18 protein-coding genes and 1 pseudogene are annotated in these 21,139 nt (G+C 51.5%); 8 read left to right on the forward strand and 11 right to left on the reverse strand.

Features of this window, described 5'->3' with window-relative positions:
• The first annotated feature begins 112 nt into the window (after window positions 1–112).
• On the forward strand, window positions 113–979 hold the full coding sequence (locus MCON_RS15255) for a class I SAM-dependent methyltransferase (protein ID WP_013719770.1): 867 nt from the start codon (window positions 113–115) through the stop codon (window positions 977–979).
• 11 nt (window positions 980–990) lie between these two features.
• Here MCON_RS15255 and MCON_RS15260 read toward each other — a convergent pair whose 3' ends face one another.
• The gene (locus tag MCON_RS15260) at window positions 991–3,417 is read right to left on the reverse strand and encodes a response regulator (protein ID WP_013719771.1); all 2,427 of its coding nucleotides are present in this window, start codon (window positions 3,415–3,417) and stop codon (window positions 991–993) included.
• A gap of 280 nt (window positions 3,418–3,697) precedes the next feature.
• Between MCON_RS15260 and MCON_RS09525 the strand changes: the two genes are divergently transcribed.
• The 3 genes from MCON_RS09525 to MCON_RS09540 all read left to right on the forward strand — a co-directional run bounded on the left by MCON_RS09525 (window position 3,698) and on the right by MCON_RS09540 (window position 6,751).
• On the forward strand, window positions 3,698–4,540 hold the full coding sequence (locus MCON_RS09525; protein WP_013719772.1) for a hypothetical protein: 843 nt from the start codon (window positions 3,698–3,700) through the stop codon (window positions 4,538–4,540).
• 297 nt (window positions 4,541–4,837) lie between these two features.
• On the forward strand, window positions 4,838–5,506 hold the full coding sequence (locus MCON_RS09530; protein ID WP_048132290.1) for a Dph6-related ATP pyrophosphatase: 669 nt from the start codon (window positions 4,838–4,840) through the stop codon (window positions 5,504–5,506).
• Between the two features lie 342 nt (window positions 5,507–5,848).
• A complete protein-coding gene (locus MCON_RS09540; protein WP_013719774.1) occupies window positions 5,849–6,751 on the forward strand; it encodes a hypothetical protein in 903 nt (300 codons plus the stop codon).
• A 109-nt stretch (window positions 6,752–6,860) separates the two neighbouring features.
• Here the strand turns inward: MCON_RS09540 and MCON_RS17235 are convergent, their stop codons facing one another.
• The 5 genes and pseudogenes from MCON_RS17235 to MCON_RS09560 all read right to left on the reverse strand — a co-directional run bounded on the left by MCON_RS17235 (window position 6,861) and on the right by MCON_RS09560 (window position 12,398).
• Window positions 6,861–7,145, reverse strand: coding sequence for a hypothetical protein (locus tag MCON_RS17235; protein WP_048132295.1), 285 nt, complete (start codon window positions 7,143–7,145; stop codon window positions 6,861–6,863).
• A 210-nt stretch (window positions 7,146–7,355) separates the two neighbouring features.
• Complete coding sequence (locus MCON_RS09550; RefSeq protein WP_048132297.1) at window positions 7,356–9,608, reverse strand: phospholipase D-like domain-containing protein; 2,253 nt, start codon at window positions 9,606–9,608, stop codon at window positions 7,356–7,358.
• A 136-nt stretch (window positions 9,609–9,744) separates the two neighbouring features.
• A pseudogene (locus tag MCON_RS17160) lies at window positions 9,745–9,871 on the reverse strand (ISAzo13 family transposase); the annotation flags it as partial.
• A gap of 224 nt (window positions 9,872–10,095) precedes the next feature.
• Complete coding sequence (locus tag MCON_RS09555) at window positions 10,096–11,019, reverse strand: carbamate kinase (protein WP_013719776.1); 924 nt, start codon at window positions 11,017–11,019, stop codon at window positions 10,096–10,098.
• Window positions 11,020–11,021: 2 nt separating this feature from the next.
• Window positions 11,022–12,398 carry a cyclic 2,3-diphosphoglycerate synthase gene (locus MCON_RS09560; protein ID WP_013719777.1) on the reverse strand — a complete coding sequence of 459 codons (1,377 nt, stop codon included), beginning with the start codon at window positions 12,396–12,398 and terminating at the stop codon, window positions 11,022–11,024.
• A gap of 281 nt (window positions 12,399–12,679) precedes the next feature.
• On the opposite strand from MCON_RS09560, the gene MCON_RS09565 reads away from it, so the two are divergent.
• Both MCON_RS09565 and MCON_RS16255 read left to right on the forward strand, forming a co-directional pair.
• Window positions 12,680–12,982 (forward strand): carboxymuconolactone decarboxylase family protein, encoded by a 303-nt coding sequence (locus MCON_RS09565; protein WP_013719778.1) that lies wholly within the window; start codon window positions 12,680–12,682, stop codon window positions 12,980–12,982.
• A 7-nt stretch (window positions 12,983–12,989) separates the two neighbouring features.
• Entirely contained in the window at window positions 12,990–13,202 is a 213-nt protein-coding gene (locus tag MCON_RS16255; protein ID WP_157863767.1) for a hypothetical protein, read from the forward strand.
• A gap of 11 nt (window positions 13,203–13,213) precedes the next feature.
• Here MCON_RS16255 and fdhF read toward each other — a convergent pair whose 3' ends face one another.
• A complete protein-coding gene (gene fdhF, locus MCON_RS09570) occupies window positions 13,214–15,259 on the reverse strand; it encodes a formate dehydrogenase subunit alpha (protein WP_013719779.1) in 2,046 nt (681 codons plus the stop codon).
• 321 nt (window positions 15,260–15,580) lie between these two features.
• On the opposite strand from fdhF, the gene MCON_RS09575 reads away from it, so the two are divergent.
• On the forward strand, window positions 15,581–16,165 hold the full coding sequence (locus MCON_RS09575; RefSeq protein ID WP_013719780.1) for a restriction endonuclease: 585 nt from the start codon (window positions 15,581–15,583) through the stop codon (window positions 16,163–16,165).
• A 65-nt stretch (window positions 16,166–16,230) separates the two neighbouring features.
• Here MCON_RS09575 and MCON_RS09580 read toward each other — a convergent pair whose 3' ends face one another.
• Complete coding sequence (locus MCON_RS09580; RefSeq protein ID WP_013719781.1) at window positions 16,231–16,716, reverse strand: hypothetical protein; 486 nt, start codon at window positions 16,714–16,716, stop codon at window positions 16,231–16,233.
• Window positions 16,717–16,792: 76 nt separating this feature from the next.
• A complete protein-coding gene (locus MCON_RS09585; protein ID WP_013719782.1) occupies window positions 16,793–17,092 on the reverse strand; it encodes an MTH1187 family thiamine-binding protein in 300 nt (99 codons plus the stop codon).
• Between the two features lie 92 nt (window positions 17,093–17,184).
• Here MCON_RS09585 and MCON_RS09590 point away from each other — a divergent pair, with 92 nt between their 5' ends.
• Entirely contained in the window at window positions 17,185–17,649 is a 465-nt protein-coding gene (locus tag MCON_RS09590) for a secondary thiamine-phosphate synthase enzyme YjbQ (protein ID WP_013719783.1), read from the forward strand.
• A gap of 75 nt (window positions 17,650–17,724) precedes the next feature.
• On the opposite strand, the gene MCON_RS15265 is transcribed toward MCON_RS09590, so the two are convergent.
• Together MCON_RS15265 and MCON_RS09600 are read right to left on the reverse strand one after the other, a co-directional pair.
• Entirely contained in the window at window positions 17,725–18,282 is a 558-nt protein-coding gene (locus MCON_RS15265) for a thermonuclease family protein (protein ID WP_013719784.1), read from the reverse strand.
• A gap of 43 nt (window positions 18,283–18,325) precedes the next feature.
• Window positions 18,326–20,737: a cation-translocating P-type ATPase gene (locus tag MCON_RS09600; protein ID WP_083804707.1), complete on the reverse strand. Its 2,412-nt coding sequence runs from the start codon at window positions 20,735–20,737 to the stop codon at window positions 18,326–18,328.
• Window positions 20,738–21,139 lie beyond the last annotated feature (402 nt).

Here is a 21,139-nt window from a genome sequence, read left to right on the forward strand (position 1 = left end):
GCTTCCCTCACCACCTACCACCAGTGATGCCAATCCGGCGGCACGAGGCCGACAAGCTATAAATAGCCCTCATATTCAAGGCCGATAGTTCATTGCCTGTGAGATCAAAGGGATGTCCAGATCAAATAGCGCTTCTGAGTTTATGAAATATAACTATGGTGAAGATAGGTTATGCCTGGAGAGAGAGGAGCTGGCCTTCTGGGAGCGACAAAGGAGATGCGGCGACGACTGCGATCTCAAGATGGCCCGCGATCTACCCGATGATACTCCCCAGTTCATATTACGCCTGCAAAGGGAGTTTGAGGAGAGGGCAACAGCCTTCTCTTTTGCCGGATCAGGTGGCATGGTCCTGGATGCAGGGTGCGGCAATGGGGAGCTGCTAATTGCAGCCCTTGAGATGGGGATGGCAAAGGAAAATGGGCCCAGGTTCATCGGCATGGACTTCTCTGCCAACATGCTTGGTCGGGCCAGATTCCGCACATCCGGTGATCCGAGGGCAGCATTTCTTCAGGGAAGCATAACCTCGCTTCCCTTTGTTGATCAGTCATTCGACTGGGTAGTGAGCAGCGGCGTTCTTACCTGTCTTGCCTCTCCACAGTCGATGGCAGAGGCCCTGCAGGAGTTCAATCGGGTTCTCCGCCCAGGCGGAGGACTGGTGGTGGATTTCTTCAACCGCCTATCCCATTACACCCTGGCGAGAAAATATCTATTCGGAGAACGGATAGTTCCGCCGGAGTATCTCTCCTTTTCAGAATTCCAGAATCAATTGGAGAATGCCGGCTTTCAGATCGAAGAGCATCTCGGTTTCGACTTCAAGCTCTGCCAAGGCTACTTATTTATGAGCCGCTACAGGCCGGTCGTCGATCCGGCTTATCTGCAGGAGCGCATCTCCCAATTACTGGAGAAACGGATTGTGCCACTATGGCCCAAGCTAAGTCTTTTCGGATACAGGATATATGTAAGGTGCAAAAAGATATAGAGTTTTAGCAGTCAGTTCTGCCCTCCGCCCCTCGACCAGCTGCCAATTCCATCGTTTTTGCCAATCGCACTGACATCAGATCTCAAGATCGCTCTCAACTCTTCCAGGTTCACCGGCTTGCTGATGTAGCCGTCCATTCCCGAATCGATGCATTTCTCCTTGTCACCCTCCATGGCAAATGCGGTGATAGCGATGATCTTTGGCAATGTCGGCCGGGTTTCTCTGATCTTTCTGGCGGCATCCAGCCCATCCATCTCTGGCATTTGAATGTCCATGAGGATCACATCGTAATCCTGGCGATCCAGGGCGACAAGGACCTCCAGGCCATTAGCAGCTACATCAGCGCGATAGCCGAGCTTATGGAGCATCTTTTTAATAACCTTCTGATTGATTATGTTGTCCTCCGCCACCAGTATACGTAGAGGACGCTGGGGGCCCATAGAGATGCTGCTCTTCGACCCTTTTGCCAGCTCTCCGGGCGGTGGCGATAACGCTTCCATTGCCTTTATAGTGAAATGGAATGTTGATCCCTTGCCCTCCTCTGACTCCGCCCAAATCGAGCCATCCATGAGCTCCACGAGCCTCTTGCTTATTGCCAGGCCCAGGCCCGCGCCACCATACCTGCGAGTGGTACAGGGCTCAACCTGGCAGAAGGACTGAAAGAGGCAGTTCATCTTCTCTGCTGGTATTCCGATGCCCGTATCCATAACAGCGAAGTGGATCTCATGCTCTCTACCCCCCAAATCTCTGCCCGAAACCAGGATCCTGACCTCTCCAGAGCTGGTGAACTTCACCGCATTGCCCAATATGTTGACCAGTATCTGGCGCAGCCTGGTGGGATCGCTGACAATGGTCTTTGGAATGCTCTCTTCGATATCATATCCCAAGGTCAGGCCCTTTTCCTGGGCAACTGGAGCCATCAGATCAACAGCATCCTCAATGCTCTTTTTGACATCAAAAGGCTGGACTTCCAGCTCCATCTTGCCGCTATCGATCTTCGAGAAGTCCAGGATATCATTGATGATTGCTAAAAGTGCATCTCCACTGCTTCTGATGATCTCCATATGGTCGCGTTGCTCTCTATTCAGGTCCGTGCCCAGGAGAATTCCAGTGAGGCCGATGACGGCATTCAGAGGGGTTCTGATCTCATGGCTCATATTGGCTAAAAATTCGGATTTTGCGTTGGTTGCCGCCTCTGCCGCCTCCTTGGATCTTCTCAGATCCTCTTCGATCTTCTTTCGCTCTAAAATATCCTCCTCTAGCTTTCGGTTTGCCGCTTTCAGCATAGCCGTCCTATCCATAACCCTGCTCTCTAGATGCTGGTTAAGCCTTCGTACCTCTTCCTCTGCTCTTTTGGATGTCTGGAATAATCTCTCGTTCTCCTTCAGAGCGACGATCTGGCGAATGACTATCAGACCTATTATCCCCCCCACAGAATAAGATAGATGAGGCGTGCTTATGGCAAGAGGACGGTCAAAGCTCCAGATAAGGATGATGTATGCGCCAGCAACGAAGATGTAAGGGATGTAGTGAGCACCAGGAAACCGCACCATGCCGGAATCAAGAGCATAAGGAGACGCAGAGGATGCAACGGTGCGGGCATAAGCAGGCTCTTCGGAGGGAACCTTCTGGAATGGAGGTGCATCGCTGGGTGAGGTGCTGGCCTGCAGTATTCCCGCCAGGCCGATCATCGAGTAGGCCATTATCCAGCCCACGTCCCAAATGCCGCCGGAATCATATATGTTGTTTAATGATTGGTATGCCAGGATGAGATCAGCGATGATCATCACTATCGTTCCCATTACCAGAAGAAGCACTGGACCCATCTGCTGAAATCGGATCCGCCGAAGGAGGAGTTCAACCAGCGCTAAGAGAAGCATCAAACCCAAGACGGGATATGCCACGGATAATGCCTGTGTGCGGAAGATTGCTCCTGCGCTGGACTCGATCGTGGGTGCGATTAAAACCACCCAGAATATTATAACGGAGGCGATGATCACGATCCCTTCATCCAGCATGACCTTCAGCCGTTCACTGGAGGTCAGGGATTGGGTAGGCAAGAGGAGAATGCCCGCGATTAATAGGGGGTAATGAATCAGAAATAGCCAGTCTGCCACGGATGGGAAGGGTGGCTGATCCAGCACTATCTCAGTATAAGCCCAGGCGATATCACCCAAAGTATGGGCCACCAGGGCAAGGGCAAGAACCGTCCAGGCTAAACGGACCTGTCTCCCATAGACAGAAGACCTCCTGGCGGCATAAAAAAGGGCTAGTGTGGCCAGAGAATCGACCAGGATCGCCAGCATATCGCTCGCCGTGATCTGCAGCTCATCTTTTAAGTGGATGCTAAATGAGATTGAGCAGAGGGCAACTATGAAGGCCAGCATCAAGGCCATGTTAAACGGTATGATCGACTTTATGCATTGATCAGAGATCATGGGCAAACCTTCATCTTGCGGCTTATCTGTGCATCTCTATTATTGGCCTATCATAATTGTCTTCAGAACCCCTGGTGAAGATGTATCAATTATTAGCCTTCCTTTTTTCGCAGCCTTTTTCGGCATAATATTGTCTCTGAATGCAGATCAGGTTCTCTAATACTGATAGAAAAAGCTTTGCATCATTGCCCAGATCAGCACCTATGGCCTTGAGCGGAAATAATAGAAAAATTTAACTATAATGATATGAATTATGGATTGAGCATAAGGGGGATTAATTGTGAATTATTCGAAGGAGAGAACTCATTGCAGGGCTTTTTTGATATCTGCTCTGCTAATCGCTTTGATTTTCAGTTCGGCTCAGGCCATTACCACTAAGGACCTCATATTTGCAAAGAGCCCGCAAACAACACAGCCCATTTCGACAGTGGTGGCGGATGCCATGAACCAGGCCCCTGTGGCCAAAGGCCTGACTCCCGATCAGGAAGGGCCGCTGACAGCAGGCACACCGGTTGTCTGGACAGGCGATGCCTTTGACTCCGAAGAGGATGAGCTATACTATCAGTTCTGGTTGAACGGGCCGATGACGGGAAACACCTGGATGCCCATGAACACCTGGAGCAAGAACAATACCTGGACCTGGGAGACCAGCGCCATAGACATTGGCAATAATGTCATCGATATGCGTATCAGGGATGGACGCCATGCTCCCCCTTGGGGTCATGATGCCCATGTCAGCGCAGAATATATCATCAGCGAGAGTGCTGGCATTGCCGGCAGCTCGAAATCGAACTCCAAGCCGACTCTGACCAGCATGAAATCTGATAAGCAAACCCCGCAGGATAAGGGCGCCACTATTACCTGGACGGCTAAGGCGACAGACCCGGACATGGATACGGTTCTATACCGCTATGTCCTTAAGGGGCCTTCAACAGATGAACAGTGGGTGCCCATGACCGACTGGAGCACGAACGGTGTCTGGTCCTGGGAAACGAGCACGGGAAAAGCCGGCATATACATGATTGAGGTCTGGATTAGAGACGGATACCATGCAGATGTCGATAATTGGGATGACTCCAAGAGAACGCCATTTGTCCTGATGCAAAAGGGAATAATCAAGTAATGAATCAAGAATGCTCATTGGACGCCTGCAGATCCAGCTCTGTCTGACTGCTTCTGCTTGCGCCCCTTTTTTATCTGATTTCTGGCAATTGGGTCGTGATCCTAAAATAGGTTGAAGTTTCTAAAACTCGATTAACGATTGCGGTCTCTCGGACGCGCTCGAGAGAGGACATTCTGGGCAAATCAGCATTCAATGATGCCTAATTCTGCTGCAGGCCTAAATACCAACCCATAATTGATTCACGACCGGCAATTGCTCTCAGGCCATAATTGTGTATCAGATTTGATAGGGAGAGAGATGAATTTGAGAAATGCAGTCGTCTCCTGGACGGGAGGAAAGGATGGATGCTTATCCTGCTATAAAGCGATGCAAGAGGGATGGCGGGTCAATTATCTTCTCAGCTTCAGGAATATATCACGGATCGGATCTCATGATATAAATCCAGAGCTGATTCTGGCCCAGTCAGAGGCAATTGGAATTCCACTCATTCATAGGGAATTCACCTCCTATGAGCAGGAGTTCAAGAGGACCATTCTGGATCTTCGCGCCAATGGGGAGAAGATCGATGGAGCTGTTTTCGGCCATATCCAGACCCACAAAAAATTGGTGGACAGGATCTGTACTAGTTTAAATCTAGATCTACTGCTGCCCCTATGGCAACAGGATTCGAGGAAGATCTTAAAGGAGATCACAGGTTTGGGCTTTGAGGTGATAGTGATAAGCGTCAAGGATGGCCTCATGGGCAGAGAATGGCTGGGCAGGAGGATTGATGAAGAATTTTCTGAGGATCTGAAGGATCTGGACCAATCCATTGACCCCTGCGGAGAGAATGGGGAGTTTCACACCATCGTCACAGACGGCCCGATCTTCAAGAAGAGGATTATATTGTCCGGAAGCGAGGCGGTATTGAGGGAAGGCTACTGGTTCCTCAACATAAAGGAGTTTTCAATTGAGGAAAAGTTATGACGAAGCCCTCATTGAAAGCGTCCCCTCGCATGGGCCCCAGACATGCTTGTTTTATGGGGAACGCCCCTGGCAGCAAATCTCAAGCGATTTTGCCTGCACAATCTGTTGGATGGAAGAAAAAATCTGCCAAGCAAAATATTTTTAATACTTGCGTGCTACAACACATAATATGCCTGGACTCGCTCATACAAAGAAAAGGCTAAATATGAATAAACATAACTGCCTTCGCAGACATGTGAGAACAAAGGAGGGTTTAGTATAAAGAAAGTATTAGTTAAGATAGGATTAGTATTAATTTTTCTGCTGCTAATCACAGGAATTACCTGGGCAGGAAAATACGATATGAATCCTGGAAGAGAAGCGATCAAGTATAAGCATGAGATGACCGATGATGTAACCGGACAGGGCTTTGCTGTGGAGTATAAGAGTATAAATACAAATAACCTCTCCCTGCTGGAGTACTACCATGGCAGCGGATCCGTGGATATGGCCGATATACTCAACTCCCAGCAGAAGACCACCAGCGGCTCCTACTACTACCTGGACTACGATGGAACAATGAAGAAAGCATTAAAGGGTGCTAACAGCGTCGTCAGCTACACCAGGCAGTATGATAATGTCCAGTCGCCTACTACATTTGCCTATGGCACTGGCTGGTATGCCGCGAATCCCATTGAGTACAATTCCCTTATCAAGGATAAGACCGAGGCCCGGAGCTATCAAGAGTCTGCGTCAATGCACCGCCAGGTGGAGTATGCTCATGCTCTCAAAGGAGACATTGCTGTGGACATCAACTGTACTGGACCCACAGCCGAGACAGATGGCGTGGGCATTCTCAGCATGAAGATCGATGACGATGTTTTTCAGGGTACCCTTCACATAGGTGAGCTGCTGTTGAGCCCCAATGTGAATCCCAAGGTGGACCCCGAGGGAAAGAAAAAGATTAAGCCAAATACAATTGATCCCATAATCGAGGTTCAAAATGACTACATCGGCAACTTCCAGGTTCAAAAGACGATGAAGCTGGAGATTACCAAGGACAGAGAGACCTCTCAGAAGGACTGGCTCCCCTGCTGCATGGGCGGCTTCTTCGACCTTCCATCCTATAACTTCAATGTACAGTACGCCAGCTGGAAGGGAATATTCGACTGCTCCTGCCGGGAGGAATCAATCTCCACCATGAAACCAGCGTGGAACACGACAAAAGCACAGTTCCCCACGCAGGAGTATCAGTTTAAGCCCTGAAGGGGGCTTAAGCTTTTTTTATAATAGAAATAAAGAAACATACAGTCAGGGCCCACAATCGATCTGTTGGAGGCAATAGCTAGCTATAGCCCTCTGCCTGCGACCAGTGTTAGAGGCTGAATGCCCACGCTTTGGGCGATGAGGAGGCCCGCACCGTGGCCATGAATCCGGAAAGATACCAGATCATTTTAATTGCGCCAGCATCTCTTGCCGCATCTTCTGCGGTGGCCGTGGCCGGTGTCATCGGCCTAGTGGGCTGGTCGTTTACCATATGTTGCGCATGATCTTCTGCTGGATCAGGACACTGAATCCCCTGTCCCTGCCATTTGGCGCCTCCTTTCTGGCAGTAGTTGACGACTTCGCCTACCTGGGACATCTCTTTGAGCTGCAACATCCCGTCTGGTCTTGGGCGATGTTGGCCTGCATTTGAGAATGGGAGCCATCATAATCCTTCTGGGGCCCAATGTCTGCGGCAAGACCACTCGATTGTATAAAGCATGAGGTGATCGATTGATAAAGCAGTGTCCGCCCTTTTTGCTGCAGCCAACACGCTAGATCGCCACAAAGGATATGCCTGCTGGTGGTAGGCAAAAATCCAAGGCTCTCATGCCACCCTATACGGCCAATTGTCTCCCTGGCCGCAGTTCTCAATGAGAAACACTATCTGGTCCAGCCTCCCAGGAGCCACAGGGTCTCCATCGGCGATGATTGAATCAGGGCAGATCTCAGACTCCATCTTTATATTGATAGAGCTTGGATCCATTAAAGCATCCTTGACTTTTGCCAGACCGTCACTCAACGGCGACCACTGGATATCCTCCGGCTGCAGATCGGGATTGTTCAGAGCAGTCCTTGCCTCCTCCAGATAATCATCTTTGAAGTCCTGCTCTCTTTTGATTCCCGTCCAGCTCTCCGGTCCTTTCCTTGCCTCGGCGGGGTTGGCAGGAAGCCTCGGCGGCTTCATAACTATCTCTGCTGTAGTCTTGCCATTGGTATTGACCGGCTTTATCTGGACAGTGGAATTCCACCAGGGATCTGGTATCAGGAATGAACTGTCAGAGCTTGCGGCATTCTTGAAGGCATCAAAGAACAGCCTTCCCCAACCGCCATTCCCTTCAGAAAAGTCGATATGCTCCGGCCAGGCGATATCCGGAAAGAGGACTCTCCACAGCCTGCGGTAGTGCTTTATAACCAGGTCGTCATCAAGGACTGCGCAATCAAGCTCAGTGTCGCAGGTAAAGGATCTGCGGTTCAGATTTGCAGAACCGCAGACCAGCAGGCTGAGATCATACATCTGAACCTTGGCATGACAGTAAATGCCTCCTGGAACTCGATTGGGGTGCCACAGGTCGTACACAGCCACCCGCTCGAATATGCTCTGACTCTGATCCTTCGAGAGGCCCTCAATCAGGTCGTCGAGGGCCAGCTTTCTTGCATGGTGCTCCTCAAGCGTATGCTCATCGGCATAGGGCGGAAGAATCAGAATTACGCAGAGTTTTTTTTCTTTATCGCTCTTGATCCTGTGGTTGAGCAACCTGGCCAGCGGTCCGCTGAAGAAGTATTGATCAAAGATCAAGATCAACTCCTCTGCAGCTTGGCAGGCATTGGATATTCCAGCCATTATGGTAAACTCCCCTCTTAAAAACGGTGGCTTATTGCGCTCCGGGCGGAGGGGAATGGTACGCCACATCTGCACTATAGATGAGCCCGCATATTGCTGTTTTTGATCGGACTCCGAGGACACGGGCAGAGGCAATATCTTTCCGTCCTTGATGGCAGTGTTTGAGCTGAAGATGACCTGACTGTTTAGCAGATGCAAACTGCCCCAAAAACCCGTCTCATAGACTCTTCCTCCGTCCTGCCATCTCTCAGAAAACTGCTCTTCCAGAGTTTTGACGATCGGCCCCTCGAGCTTCAGTAGCTGATCATGCCAGATTTGATATTCACTCCCGTAGACCTCATTCGGTAGATCCGTTTCCGGAACGGTGGTTCCAGTTGCATCTTTCAGTGCATCATAGATAGCGTCCGGTCCCCTCGGCCATTGATAAGCACCGTTTCTGACGGCAATTGCCTCTGACAGCATTTCTCCTGATTGCCAGTCCCCTCCCAGGAACTGAGGCGGATTTAATCCTGCAAGATCGACCAGATCATCCAGCGAAGCCTTTGGATCGAATTTGTAGAGATGCAATGGGTCTGGCGCGTCCATCCTGGTGAATGCCAGATCCATGCCCCCGCAATATGCCACGTTTATGTTGCCCACCCGAATTACTATCATCTTCTGGTGATGAGTAGAGGATACTGGTGGTGCCACCCTCATATCCAGAGCCACAATGCCACGATCTATTGCACTGGGGTCGTCTCGGCTCAGCCTTTTGCATTCGTTGCTGACAGCATCGGATATGTAATTGTGGTCGCTCATATGCGGGCCGAGCCCCGCAATTATCGATGCCTTCATCGGCATCCATAACAGTATCCTGACAGTGATGCCGGATTGCATGAGACGGAGGATCAATCCGATTATGGTCTGATCCTTCACTGCAGAATCGCTCTCATTCCAGGGCCGGTTCTGGACGATCCAGGGATTGTCTTCCGATAGATCTCTCAAGGGATTAAGCCGCCAGTTTGCGATATAGACGTGCCCTTTCTTGCCCTGCCGGGCCTGGTCAATTGCTGCCTCCAGGGATTCTCTTATTGATGACATCCCCTCGTATCCGCCAATCAATGGAATTACACGGCAGTTTTCGTCCCAGGGCTCTCTCTCGCCCTGCCGCATGGCCATGCAGGTTCCGTCTCCCCAGGGGCGGCCACCTCCCTTATCAGAAAATTCTAAAAGCCACTTGCTCGGATCAGCCACCATAATATGCCACACTCCTGAATGCCAGATGCATTATGCGTTTAATACGATAAATATCTGTGCCGACTATGCCTTCCCCATGGATGCATAACGAGATGCAGATGCATACAGATTTTCTGCAAATGAATTATCAGTCTCCGTTACGGCTTCCGTTGCTTACCCCTTTATCGGAGCAATATCAGGCCGCATAATAATATTTTTTCAACTAAAATCCACCGCTGTTTGATGCTCTCAACAGCAAATTCTGCGGTATTATGGTTTTCTCCCTGCAATAACTAACAAACCATTTTTTAAGGCTCTTCGCTATTCAGTATGGGTGAGCTTGAATCGAAAATTCTCTGCATCTTTTGTGCTTCTGTGGTGAACCGCTATGCATTGACCCAAACACCGAGACACAGAGGAATAGAGGCCATATTCTCTGCCTGAACTCACCAACAAAATTCAGCGAAGAGCCCCCAAGTCCTGCCTGAAGAAATCTTCTCTCTATCCATTAGGGATCGATCCACGTCCCCGCCTTCCCTCCCAACGCCCTCTCCAGTAGCTCGATATTGGTAATCAATGCGGATAGATCGGTGCGCTCGGCGAAGATCGCCGCTGCTTCCACCTTCGGGCCCATAGAGCCAGGGGGAAACTCTCCCTGAGCCAATAGCCTTCGGGCTCGAGAGGCCTTCATCCTGCCGATTCGCCTCTCGGATGTGCTGCCAAAACCGGTCGAGACATGGGGCACATCGGTGAGGATGACAAATCTCTCCGCCCTGGTGGCCATTGCCAGCTTGCACGCGGTAAGGTCCTTATCGATCACCGCCTCGATTCCATGAAGCCCACCGCATTCGTCTCTTATCACCGGTATCCCACCGCCTCCCCCGGCGATAATCAAATGGCCATGGCCCACAGCATCCATTATGGTGTGCAGCTCGATTATCTCCTGCGGCCGGGGCGAAGGAACCACCCTTCTCCATCCCTTGCCCGCGGTCTCCAACATTCTCCACCCCTGAGACTTGACAAGCCCTTCCGCCTCCTCCATGGCATAGTAGGGGCCGACGGGCTTGAAAGGGCTGGCAAAGCCTGGATCATCGGGATCCACCAGGACCTGAGTCAGCAATGCTGCTATCTCCCTCTCAGGAATCTCGTTTCTCATAGATCGGCAAAGAAGGTAACCAATGCTCCCCTGGGTCTCGGCAACCATGATATCAAGAGTCTCGGGCGGTATGCAGTCTTTCGTGGCCTCAATCCGCAGCAGTATCATGCCCACCTGAGGGCCGTTGCCATGAACAAGCACCATTCCCTCTCCTCGGTCCATAAGCATCCTGACCGCCCGGGCAAATGCTGCTGCGGTTCTCTCTTGAGTTGCGGGATTGTGAGGATCGAGGAGCAGGGCATTTCCGCCAAAGGCGAGAACTGTCGGTCCTGCCAATTTCAATCCCCCTTTGATGCGGAGTCTCGCATTGATTTGGATATGGATTTGGATATGAACTCCTCGATCTTCTCCCTCAAATATGGCCGATCCATGTCCACCAGGTCGTAAAGAATATAGGTGGATGGTTTGTTGATCTGGATGAGCCGGCGCAGGTCTATGGGCGAGGCGATGATCACCGAATCGCATTCAGCTTTATTTATAGTCTCTTCCAATTCCTTGATCTGCTGGGGGTAGTAGCCCATGGCCGGAAGAACCCTTCCGATATGTCTGAACTTCGAGAAGATCTCCTTTAAGGATCCGACGGCATAAGGCCGGGGATCTATGATCTCTGCTGCGTTGTACCTCCTGGCTGCCACCTGGCCGGCACCATAGGCCATCTCCCCGTGGGTTATGGTCGGACCGTCCTCAACTACTAGCACTCTCTTGCCGGATATTGCTTTAGGATCTTCTGCCGTGACTTCTGATCCGGCCACCACCACTCCTGCTTTTGGATTCAGCCTTGACGCATTGGCCTGTATAGTTATGATGTCCTCCTCTGCAGCGGAGTTGGCTTTGTTTATCACAATTAGATCTGCAGCCAGAAAATTCGTCTCTCCGGGGTAATAGGATATCTCATGCCCTGGTCGGAGAGCATCGGCAACGGTGATCCACAGATCGGGCTTGAAAAATGGGGTGTCGTTGTTTCCCCCATCCCAGAGAATAACATCCGCTTCCCTCTCCGCCTGATCAAGAATAGTCTGGTAGTCCACTCCTGCATAGACCACTGTGCCCTTGTCTATATGCCTCTCATACTCCTCCCTTTCCTCGATGGTCAGATCAGCGGCGTTCAGATCCGCCAGAGAGGAGAACCTCTGCACCGCCTGTCGAGCCAAATCTCCATAGGGCATGGGATGCCTCACCACAACTGCCTTCAGCCCGGCCTGGGGAATGATGTCTGCAATGTATCTAACAACCTGGCTTTTGCCGGCTCCGGTTCTCACTGCGCAGACCGCTATCATCAGCTTCTTTGACTTGAGCATAGTATTCCGTCCGCCCAGGAATCCGAAGTCTGTGCCCGTGGCCAGTATCCTCTCTGCCAGGTGCATCACATCCTCATGGCTCAGGTCGCTGTAGGATAGAATGCATCTGTCCACCCGGCATTTGATGATTATTTCCTCAAGAGCATCCTCCGGCCAGATGGGAAGGCCAGCCGGATAGAGCTCGCCGCTGAGCTCTGGCGGATAGAGGCGGCAGGCAATATCCGGTATCTGAGCGGCAGTGAATCCCACCACCTCGAACTGGGGCCTGCTGCGAAAGAATACATTGAAGTTATGGAAGTCTCTGCCTGCCGCCCCGAGGATTAAAATTCGCTCCCTCTTCTTATCTGCTGTATACATGATCGCTCCTCCATCGATATCTGGTCCAATTTGGCAATACGCGGGCATTATACTGGCATGTTAACAGTAGTAGACGCCTCTTATAAAATATAGGTTTTTGCTGGCAGCATATGCAATGGCTGGGAAAAGCAGCAGTCCTTAAATTCCCTTTTGGGTGCAGCTGTGTTATGTATATATACCGATTCGCCTTTACTATATACGACTTTATAGCTCTGCATAGCTCAGAGGATAGCAGATAAGCAGAGAGAGAAGAATTTCGATTAGATTAGGAGGTAGGAAAGATGACTGAAAAGAAGCCTAAACCGATCATATTTGCAGAGGCACTGGACGAAGGCGTCAATTCCGCTTTTGCATCCTTGAGAAATGAGATCATGAAGGACGGTGCGCTATCATCCAAAGATAAGGCGATCGTCGGACTGGCATGTGCTGTGGCCATTCGATGCGACACCTGTGTCGAGTTTCATAAGAAAGTGGCCAAAATGGCAGGAGTAAGCAAAGAGGAGATGCTGGAAGCAGCGGCCATTGGGGGACTGGTCCGCCTGGGCTCAGGCTTTGCCACTGCATCCATCATCCTGGATGATTAGGAACCTGATGTCTCTGATCCCGTACAATAGCCTGGACCCCTTCTGCAGGACGGCGATATCATCGGCTGTCTCAATGTTGTGGGTAACTGACTGTCCCGGGAATGCCGATGACCGTTTCCCCGTCAGATGGGCGATGGCCCAGAGGGCCCGGAAGGCTCTTTCATCACCAGGCAGGCCAAGATCGCTTTTCAGGAGAGCAGGGAACGATAAAGCGGCATGAATATCGCCAAATCATCTCCTGGACTCAATTCTGCAGGCGGCCATCTTGTATTCCGGGATCCTGGATACGGGATCAAGGGCGTCGGATGTCAAGAGGTTGGTCCCGTGATAATGGAAGGGCATGAAGGCCATCCCCGACATGACCCTATCCGAAATTTTTGCCCGGGCCTCCGCCTCCCCCCGGCGGGTTTTCACTGCCACCATTTCGCCCTCAGCGATCTTGAGATTTGAGGCATCAACGGGATTGACCTCCACATATAGCTCTGACTCCCGCTCCTGCAGTGACGGGCTGCGCATGGTCATCGAGCCGCCATTATAATGAAGCACTATCCTTCCTGTGCTGAGCAGAATGGGATACTCCGGGCTGGTGACCTCTCCGGGAGGAGTGTTTTGCAGGTCGAAGATCCTCGCCCTGCCGTCTGAGGTGGAGAACCTCTGCAGGTGCAGTATCTCCGTTCCGGGATGCTGCTCATCCGGGCAGGGCCAGAGAACCCCACCGACCCTCGATATCCTTTCCTGGCTCATGCCCTTGTATTGGGGCACCAGGCTGCGGATCTCCTCTAACACCTGGGAGGGATTATCATAAGCCATCACTTCTCCCAGTCCCAGCCGCCTGGCGATCTCGCAGATGATCCAGACTCCCTCTTTTGCCTCCCCCGGAGGCTCTATGGCCCTGTCGATCCATTGCACTCTTCTCTCCATGGAGGTATAGCTGCCGCTCTTCTCCGCCCAGGCGGCAGCAGGCAGGATGACGTCCGCCATCTTCGCTGTGGGAGTCATGAATATCTCCTGCACCACCAGGAAATCCAGGCTCTCCAGAGCGCGGCGGGTCTTATTGACATTGGCGTCGCATACTATCGGATCCTCTCCGGTGATGTAAAGGGCCTTGAGGCGTCCGTCTATTGCTGCATCGTTCATGTCGGTCGAGGTCAGGCCTGGGCCGAGGGGCAGGTCAGTGGCATTCCAGGCCGCCCGGAAAAACTCAATCGTCTTGGGATCCACCGATCTCCTGTAGCCAGGATAGAACTCCGGCATTCCCCCCACATCGCAGTTCCCCTGGACATTGTTCTGGCCGCGCATGGGCCAGACTCCGGCTCCAGGCCTTCCTATCTGGCCGCAGATGAGGGCAATGGTGGCGCAGGTCATAACGTTATCAGTTCCAGAGACGTGCTGGGTGATGCCCATGGAATAGAGCAGAGCTGAGGCGGAAGACTTTGCATAGACCCTGGCTGCCTTTACGATCTCGGCAACGTCCAGGCCCGTCTTCTCTGCCGCCTCTTCTATTGAGAAAACCGACAGGCTCTCTTTGAGCTCTTGGAAGCCGGTGGTGCGGGAGCTAATAAAATCAGCATCTTCCAGACCTTCATCGACGATGACCTTCATCATCCCCCGGAGAAGATCTATGTCCGATCCAGGATTCAGGCGAAGGTGAATGTCCGCCATCCAGGTGGTGGAGGTGATCCGGGGATCGGCCACAATCACCACTGCCCCATTGTCCTTTGCCTTCTCTACCCAGCGGGAGACGATTGGATGGGCCTCGGTGAAGTTGGTGCCGATGGCGAAAATGCATTTGGAGTTCTCCAGGTCGAGAAGGTTGTTGGTCATGGCGCCGGCGCCAAAGGAGGCGCCCAGACCCATCACAGTGGGTGAATGGCAGAGCCTGGCGCAGTTGTCCACGTTGGGCGATCCCAGGAGCCGGGCCATCTTCTGCATCAGGTAGTTCTCCTCGTTATTGCAGCGGGAGGAGACGAGAAAGCCCAGGGACTTCGGGCCATACCGTTCCAGGTTCCTTGCCAGACCCTGAGCCACCAGCTCCAGGGCCTCGTCCCAGCTTATGGGAATGAAATCGCTTCCAGACCTTTTCAGGGGATACACGAGGCGTTCCTGGTTATTCAAAAGCTCCAGAACGGAGTTCCCCTTGGGGCAGAGAGCGCCAACGCAGGTTGGGTGGTCGATCATGTATTTGATGCCTGTTGCTTTGCCCTTCTCGACCTGGATGAATAGGCCGCAGCCCACAGCACAATAGGGGCACAGGGATGCGATCAGCTTGGTCGACATAATAGTGGCACCTCATCCAGAACTGTATTCTTGCGAGCGTCATTCACAATGGTCAGCATATTCACCATCAGTAGCACCTGCCAGCATATACATTCCGGGTATCTAATATATGAATATATTGCATCAACGCATCAACGCTGACTGCTATATCTCAGCTCGAACTCTGCATGTTGCAGGCATTGCAGAACCTGGAAGGTAGTATGGATATGGATGGTTTAGTAGTTCGGGCCTTCGGCCGGATCTATTTTAAATATTGGGAGCCTCAATCGGACCTACATTCCCACAGTCACTTTTAAGCATGCAATGGAGAGGATTTAAAAGATGGCCTTTGAGATTGAAGGATTAAATTCAATCCCCCTCAGGCCTGCAAGAAAAGGCAAGAATAAGAGCGAGAAGGAGATCAGCGATTTTGCTCAGATCAAGTGCCTCTCCGACCTGGAGAGGGCTTCAAGAGAGGTAATCTGGCAAAATTTCGAGAAGTTGACCGCTTACATCTTTGAGCAGAATGATTTTTTAGTTGAGATAAATGCGGTGAAAACCCATAAGAGAAAACGCAGGCAGTACGATGTTATCGCCCGCAGGATGGACAGTACGATTCTGGTGGAGTGTAAGAAATGGTCAGGCCATCGCTCCCGGTTATCGGCTCTAAGAAGAGCTATTGAGCAGCATAAGGAACGATGCGAATTCTACCGGACGCTGACGGGAACAGAGGGTATTGCAGTTGTGGTGACTCTGATCGAAGAAGAGATAAAATCCTATGAGGGCGTGCCGATGGTGCCCATTTTGAAGCTCAACTCATTCATAAGAGAGATGAAAAGCGGCATCTATGAAGATCAGAGTCTAGAGCTTCAATGCGATTATCCCGAAGTGTCTGCCCTAAAGGATAATGGGGACGATTCCGATTGAAGCTATATGCCAAGAGACCGTTGCCCGATTCTATTCATCAAATCGATATGATTGGACGATCCTCATCATAGGTTCCGGAGCTGCATAGTAATCGGATAGGAACAATCGCCATCGATGCATATCTGAGGAGACATATCGGAACAGCTTCCATCGATGCAGATCGCATTTGCAGGGCAGATATTTCCGCATGCACCACAGTTCAGTGGATCGATGCTGGTGTCAGTGCACTTTTCATTGCAGACATCCAGGCCCGCCATGCAGGTGCAAACACCTTTGATGCAGACCATTCCTAAAGAGCAGACATTTCCGCACGATCCGCAGTTTTGAGTGTCTGTCGACAAATCGAAGCAAGTTCCATTGCAGGGGAACATGCCATCCAGACAGCTCATATTGCAGGGCGAGGTGATATTGATGCAGGTTCCGTTGCAGGGGAACATGTCATCCGGGCAGACTGGACCAGAGGAAGGAGCGGCCAGGCCGTCGGCAGTTGCACAGGCGACAAGAATTAGAATCAATGAGAGCATCAGTATCATTGGAGATGAATTAATCATAACCACTCATTTGCATCAATTGTATGTATCATTTTCTCTCATCTACCACTGCTGCAACATCTGGGCTCGAAACAGCTCAATTGCTGTCCGATCTCACCCTGGACAGCTTTGACTGCATGGAGATCTCCTTGTCCAGGCGCATGTCTATTCTTATAGTGGTGATTATCCTTTTAACCCCCATCTGAACGAGCTTATCGTTGGCCTTCTCCATCAGATCGAATAGCTCCTGGAGGCTCTTGCCCTCTACTGCGGTGGACATGGGACCTGGAATGAAGTTCACCTCTGCCTCCCCTAAAATATGGTGGATGGCTTTGATGTAGTCTCCTGCGCTGGTCCCCGATCCCATGGGGACCATGGAGAATTCAGCTACTATCATGATAATACTGTAGTACTGCAAGATATAGAAATGTTTTCTAGATGTTAAAGCTCGCTCATGCTCGTAGTTTAATCATCTTGAAAGATCCGTTTATGACCGCAAATGAGAAATGCGTGATTCGTCTCTCTGATGAAAGAGGAGCATTGATCGAGACCAGATACATCGAATTTGAGACCGATAAGGGCGAGGTAGTGGATATAACAGATGAGGTGCAAAAGAGCCTGGAGAGCACTTCGCTGAAGGCGGGAGCGATGGTGATCTTCGTTCCCGGGGCTACGGGAGCGGTGACCACCATCGAGTATGAGGACGGTCTGGTGGCGGACCTGGGGGATGCCCTGGAGAGGATTGCGCCACAGAATATCGATTATTCCCATAATCTGCGCTGGCACGATGGCAACGGCCATTCTCATATCCGGGCCTCGCTCATTGGACCGAGCCTGATTGTGCCCTTTGCTGCGCGAAGGCTGATTCTGGGCACCTGGCAGCAGATCGTCTTCCTGGAGCTGGATAACCGCAAACGCCACCGTAAGCTCGTCCTGCAGATGATGGGCGAATAGTCTGGATCTTGACCTTGCAGGGAATCAGCATAACAGACTGATGAACCGAGCAAGACCGATAAATTCGCATTATGGCTACGATGCCGTTGATGGCCGGAGAATCAACTCCAGCAGCTCTGTCAGCAATCTCCAGAGGCTGGAGTCCGAAGCCTCCTCAGAGGTTTTTCCCGGAACCACATCCTCGACCTTGATATCCATCCAGGCATATGGATCGAACTCATTGCTCCGGAAATCCTTTATTGTCGCATTTCCTGAATCCACCAGCATCTTATTGAAGTTTCTGCCGTCTTCAAGATAGCAGACAGCTATCCATCGACCGTATTCATCCTGGCCGTTCACATCGTCGATGTCCAGAGTCACTATATTATCCATGAGCCAGGAGTAGGTGTAGTCTCTTGCCCACTCGCCCTCTTTGCAGGCCCTCTCGCCGTAGAGCTCAGGAGCATCAAGGTCTGCCAGCCTGATCCTTATCGTATCCTCCTGGATGCGGCCATCATGCTCATCGATCTCGACGTCAAAGGTATCTCCATCTGTAACAAGAACCACTCTACCTGAAGCCTCATCAGGAGCGCCCGAGGCGAGGGCTATATAGAGCAATAGAATAAGCGTACAGAGGGCTTTTCCCGGTATCATGGCTTGTCCATCCTTTCTGATGCTCTTGTATCTTTCCCCTTAATCACTGGTCCTTGTTCAGGAAACGGGCGATCGGCCGCTTAACAACCTCGGTGGCGATGAGGTAAAGCACAGCAAGCCCCATGATGAGAGCCAGATGATCTAATGTCGGCATGGTGAACTCAAAGAGAGCGGCAGTCTGAGGAATCAACGGCAATGCGAGGGTGATTACGAAAGCCAGAGCTGAGATGAGCACAACGATCGGCGCGGGCCAGCCAGCCTTCTCTATCGGCAGCATGGACCGGATGGAGACCATGAGCAACAGCTCGGTGATCACGCTGGCGATGAACCAGTTGGTCTGAAGCACTTCAGGCGATATGCGATAGAACAGCGCAAAGTATATGAAATCAAATACGGTGCTGACCAGCCCCAATGTGATAAAAATAATATAGAGCGACCGGAAGTCGTAGCTCTGCGCCCGTGACACCTCTTTTGCCGAGACCCGGTCAAAGGCTATGGCCATCATCGGGAAATCCGAGAGGAGGTTGAGGAGCAGAAGCTGTTTTGGCAGCATGGGCAGAAAGGTGATGAACAGCGATCCGATGGCTACGGCATAGAAGTTTCCGAAGTTGGAGACAAGGGTCGCCCGGATGTATTTCAGTGTGTTGGCATGCGTCTCCCGCCCGAGGCGTATGCCGTCGACAATGACCCGCAGGTCGTTTTTCACCAGGACTATATCGGCAGTCTCACGGGCCACATCTGCCGCCGATTGTACCACCATTGAGACATGGGCCGCCTTCAGCGCTGGGGCATCGTTTATCCCCTCGCCTAAAAAGCCGACTGTATACTGCTCTTTGAGCTGCGCTATCAGCTGCAACTTCTGCTCGGGAGTGGTGCGAGCGAAGACCCGAATCTTGCCGATACGTTTATGCTGCTCCTGGGCAGGAAGGGCCAAAAACTCCGCTGCCCGTATAACCTCATCGCTGCTTGATACCAGACCAGCCTCCCTACCCACTGCTTCTGCCACTTTGAGGGCATCGCCAGTGATGATCGTGATGGCCACATTCAGCTCCCTGGCTAGATCGATGGTCTCGATGGTTGTGTCCTTCAGGTTATCAACAAAGGATACAAAACCGGCAAATCGAGGTCCACTGCCATCATCATAGCTGACACCCAAAACCCTCCGGCCGTGATTCTCCTCCTCCGCCAGCCATGATCCCAGTCGATCCCTGTTGACCAGCCCCTGATCGAAGAAGTACTCCGGGCTGCCCCGGCGGATATGAAGCTGTAAGCCGTCTTTCAGGCTGACTATCGCCCCATTGCTGCGCAGAGCGGGATCGAATGCCTCCTCCTGCAGAATCCTGAAAGCCTCCAGTTCCTTTCTCTGCTCAGGGGTGAGAGCCTCGTCTGCAGCTCGATCAAACGGCTCTGGACTGCGCTCTTCAAGGCCGTGAGCAGCCAGACGGGCCAGCAGCAGTGGATGGAAGCGGGAGTCGGGATCCAGGTAATTTCCCTGGTAGACCAGGCGGTTCTCAGTGATGGTGCCGGTCTTATCAGTGCATAGCAGGTTCACCGATCCCAGATCCTGCACTGAGGAGAGACGTTTGACTATCACGTCGCGTTTGGCCAGCTGGAGGGCTCCCCGAGAGAGGGAAAACGTCAGGACCAGGGGCAGGGCCTCGGGAATTACCGAGACTGCCAGGGCGATTGCAAATATCAGAAGCTGGGGAATATCGGTGCTCTTGCCCTCGATCAGCACATTTGCCAGGATGATGAACAGCAGAGTGATGATGGTTGTTCGCAGTATGAAGGTGCTGATGCGGTCGATGCCCTTTGTAAGCTCGCTTTCCGCCTGAACCTCGGAGGCGGTCTTGGCAATCGCGGCAAAGCGAGTCTTATTGCCGGTTTCAGTGACCAGAGCCAGGGCGTTGCCGCGCACAATAACCACTCCCTGCAGGAGGCGGTGTTCGTCATCTGCTTCTTGCATTGATGAATCGGCAGCCTGTTTGGATACCGGAATGCTCTCACCTGTAAAGGTCGTCTCGTCAACCAGCAGATTATGCGCCCTTCGAACTATGGCATCCGCAGGGACTATATCGCCGGACTCCAGGTTCAGTATATCTCCTGGAACGATCTCAACCACGGGGACCTCTTGATCTTTGCCATCCCGTCGAACGGTTATCGAGCGGACGAAATAGGACTTGAGCTTATCCGCTGCTGCATTTGATTTATACTCTTGATATAAATTTAAGGCGGTTCCAAGGAATACAAAGAACAGGATAAATGCACCGTCAATCACCTCGCCCAATGCAAAGGTCACCGCTGATGCGGCCAGGAGCAGCAAGTTGAAGATTCCCGAAAACTGGCGCAGGATGAGCCGAATCAAACGATGTCGAGTCTGGGGTAATGCGTTGGGCCCATATTGGCTTTGGCGCTCCACCACTTCCTTTGATGTGAGTCCGTCCAGATCATTCATATTTTATTCCTTTCTCGCCTCTTGTCGAATGCGATTAAATTACATTGATCACTATTCTGCTGGATCTGCCCGCAGAGCCTCTCATCCCTTCATCCATCTCTTCCATCATCGGAAGATGCTGCAATAGAAGCCTGGATCAAGTGCTGCTGCCATTTGATTTTGAAGCGATTGCCCTTGGCTGATCCAACACTTCAGATCTTTTCTGCTTAGATATCTTTGGGTATATCAATCCAATGTACGGGCTCCAGCTTTCTGTAAAGCTTGATAGATACTGTATTGGCTCAAAAACCTGCTAAGATGAAACAATACTAAAGGAAAAGACGATATCAAAAAAATGTTTTCGCTTGATAAAACGCTCTTGAAAAAATGGCCGCATAAGATGCAAGCAAAGAAGGGAGAGGA

It is taken from the genome of Methanothrix soehngenii GP6 (assembly GCF_000204415.1).
GTDB classification, from domain to species: Archaea; Halobacteriota; Methanosarcinia; order Methanotrichales; family Methanotrichaceae; genus Methanothrix; species Methanothrix soehngenii.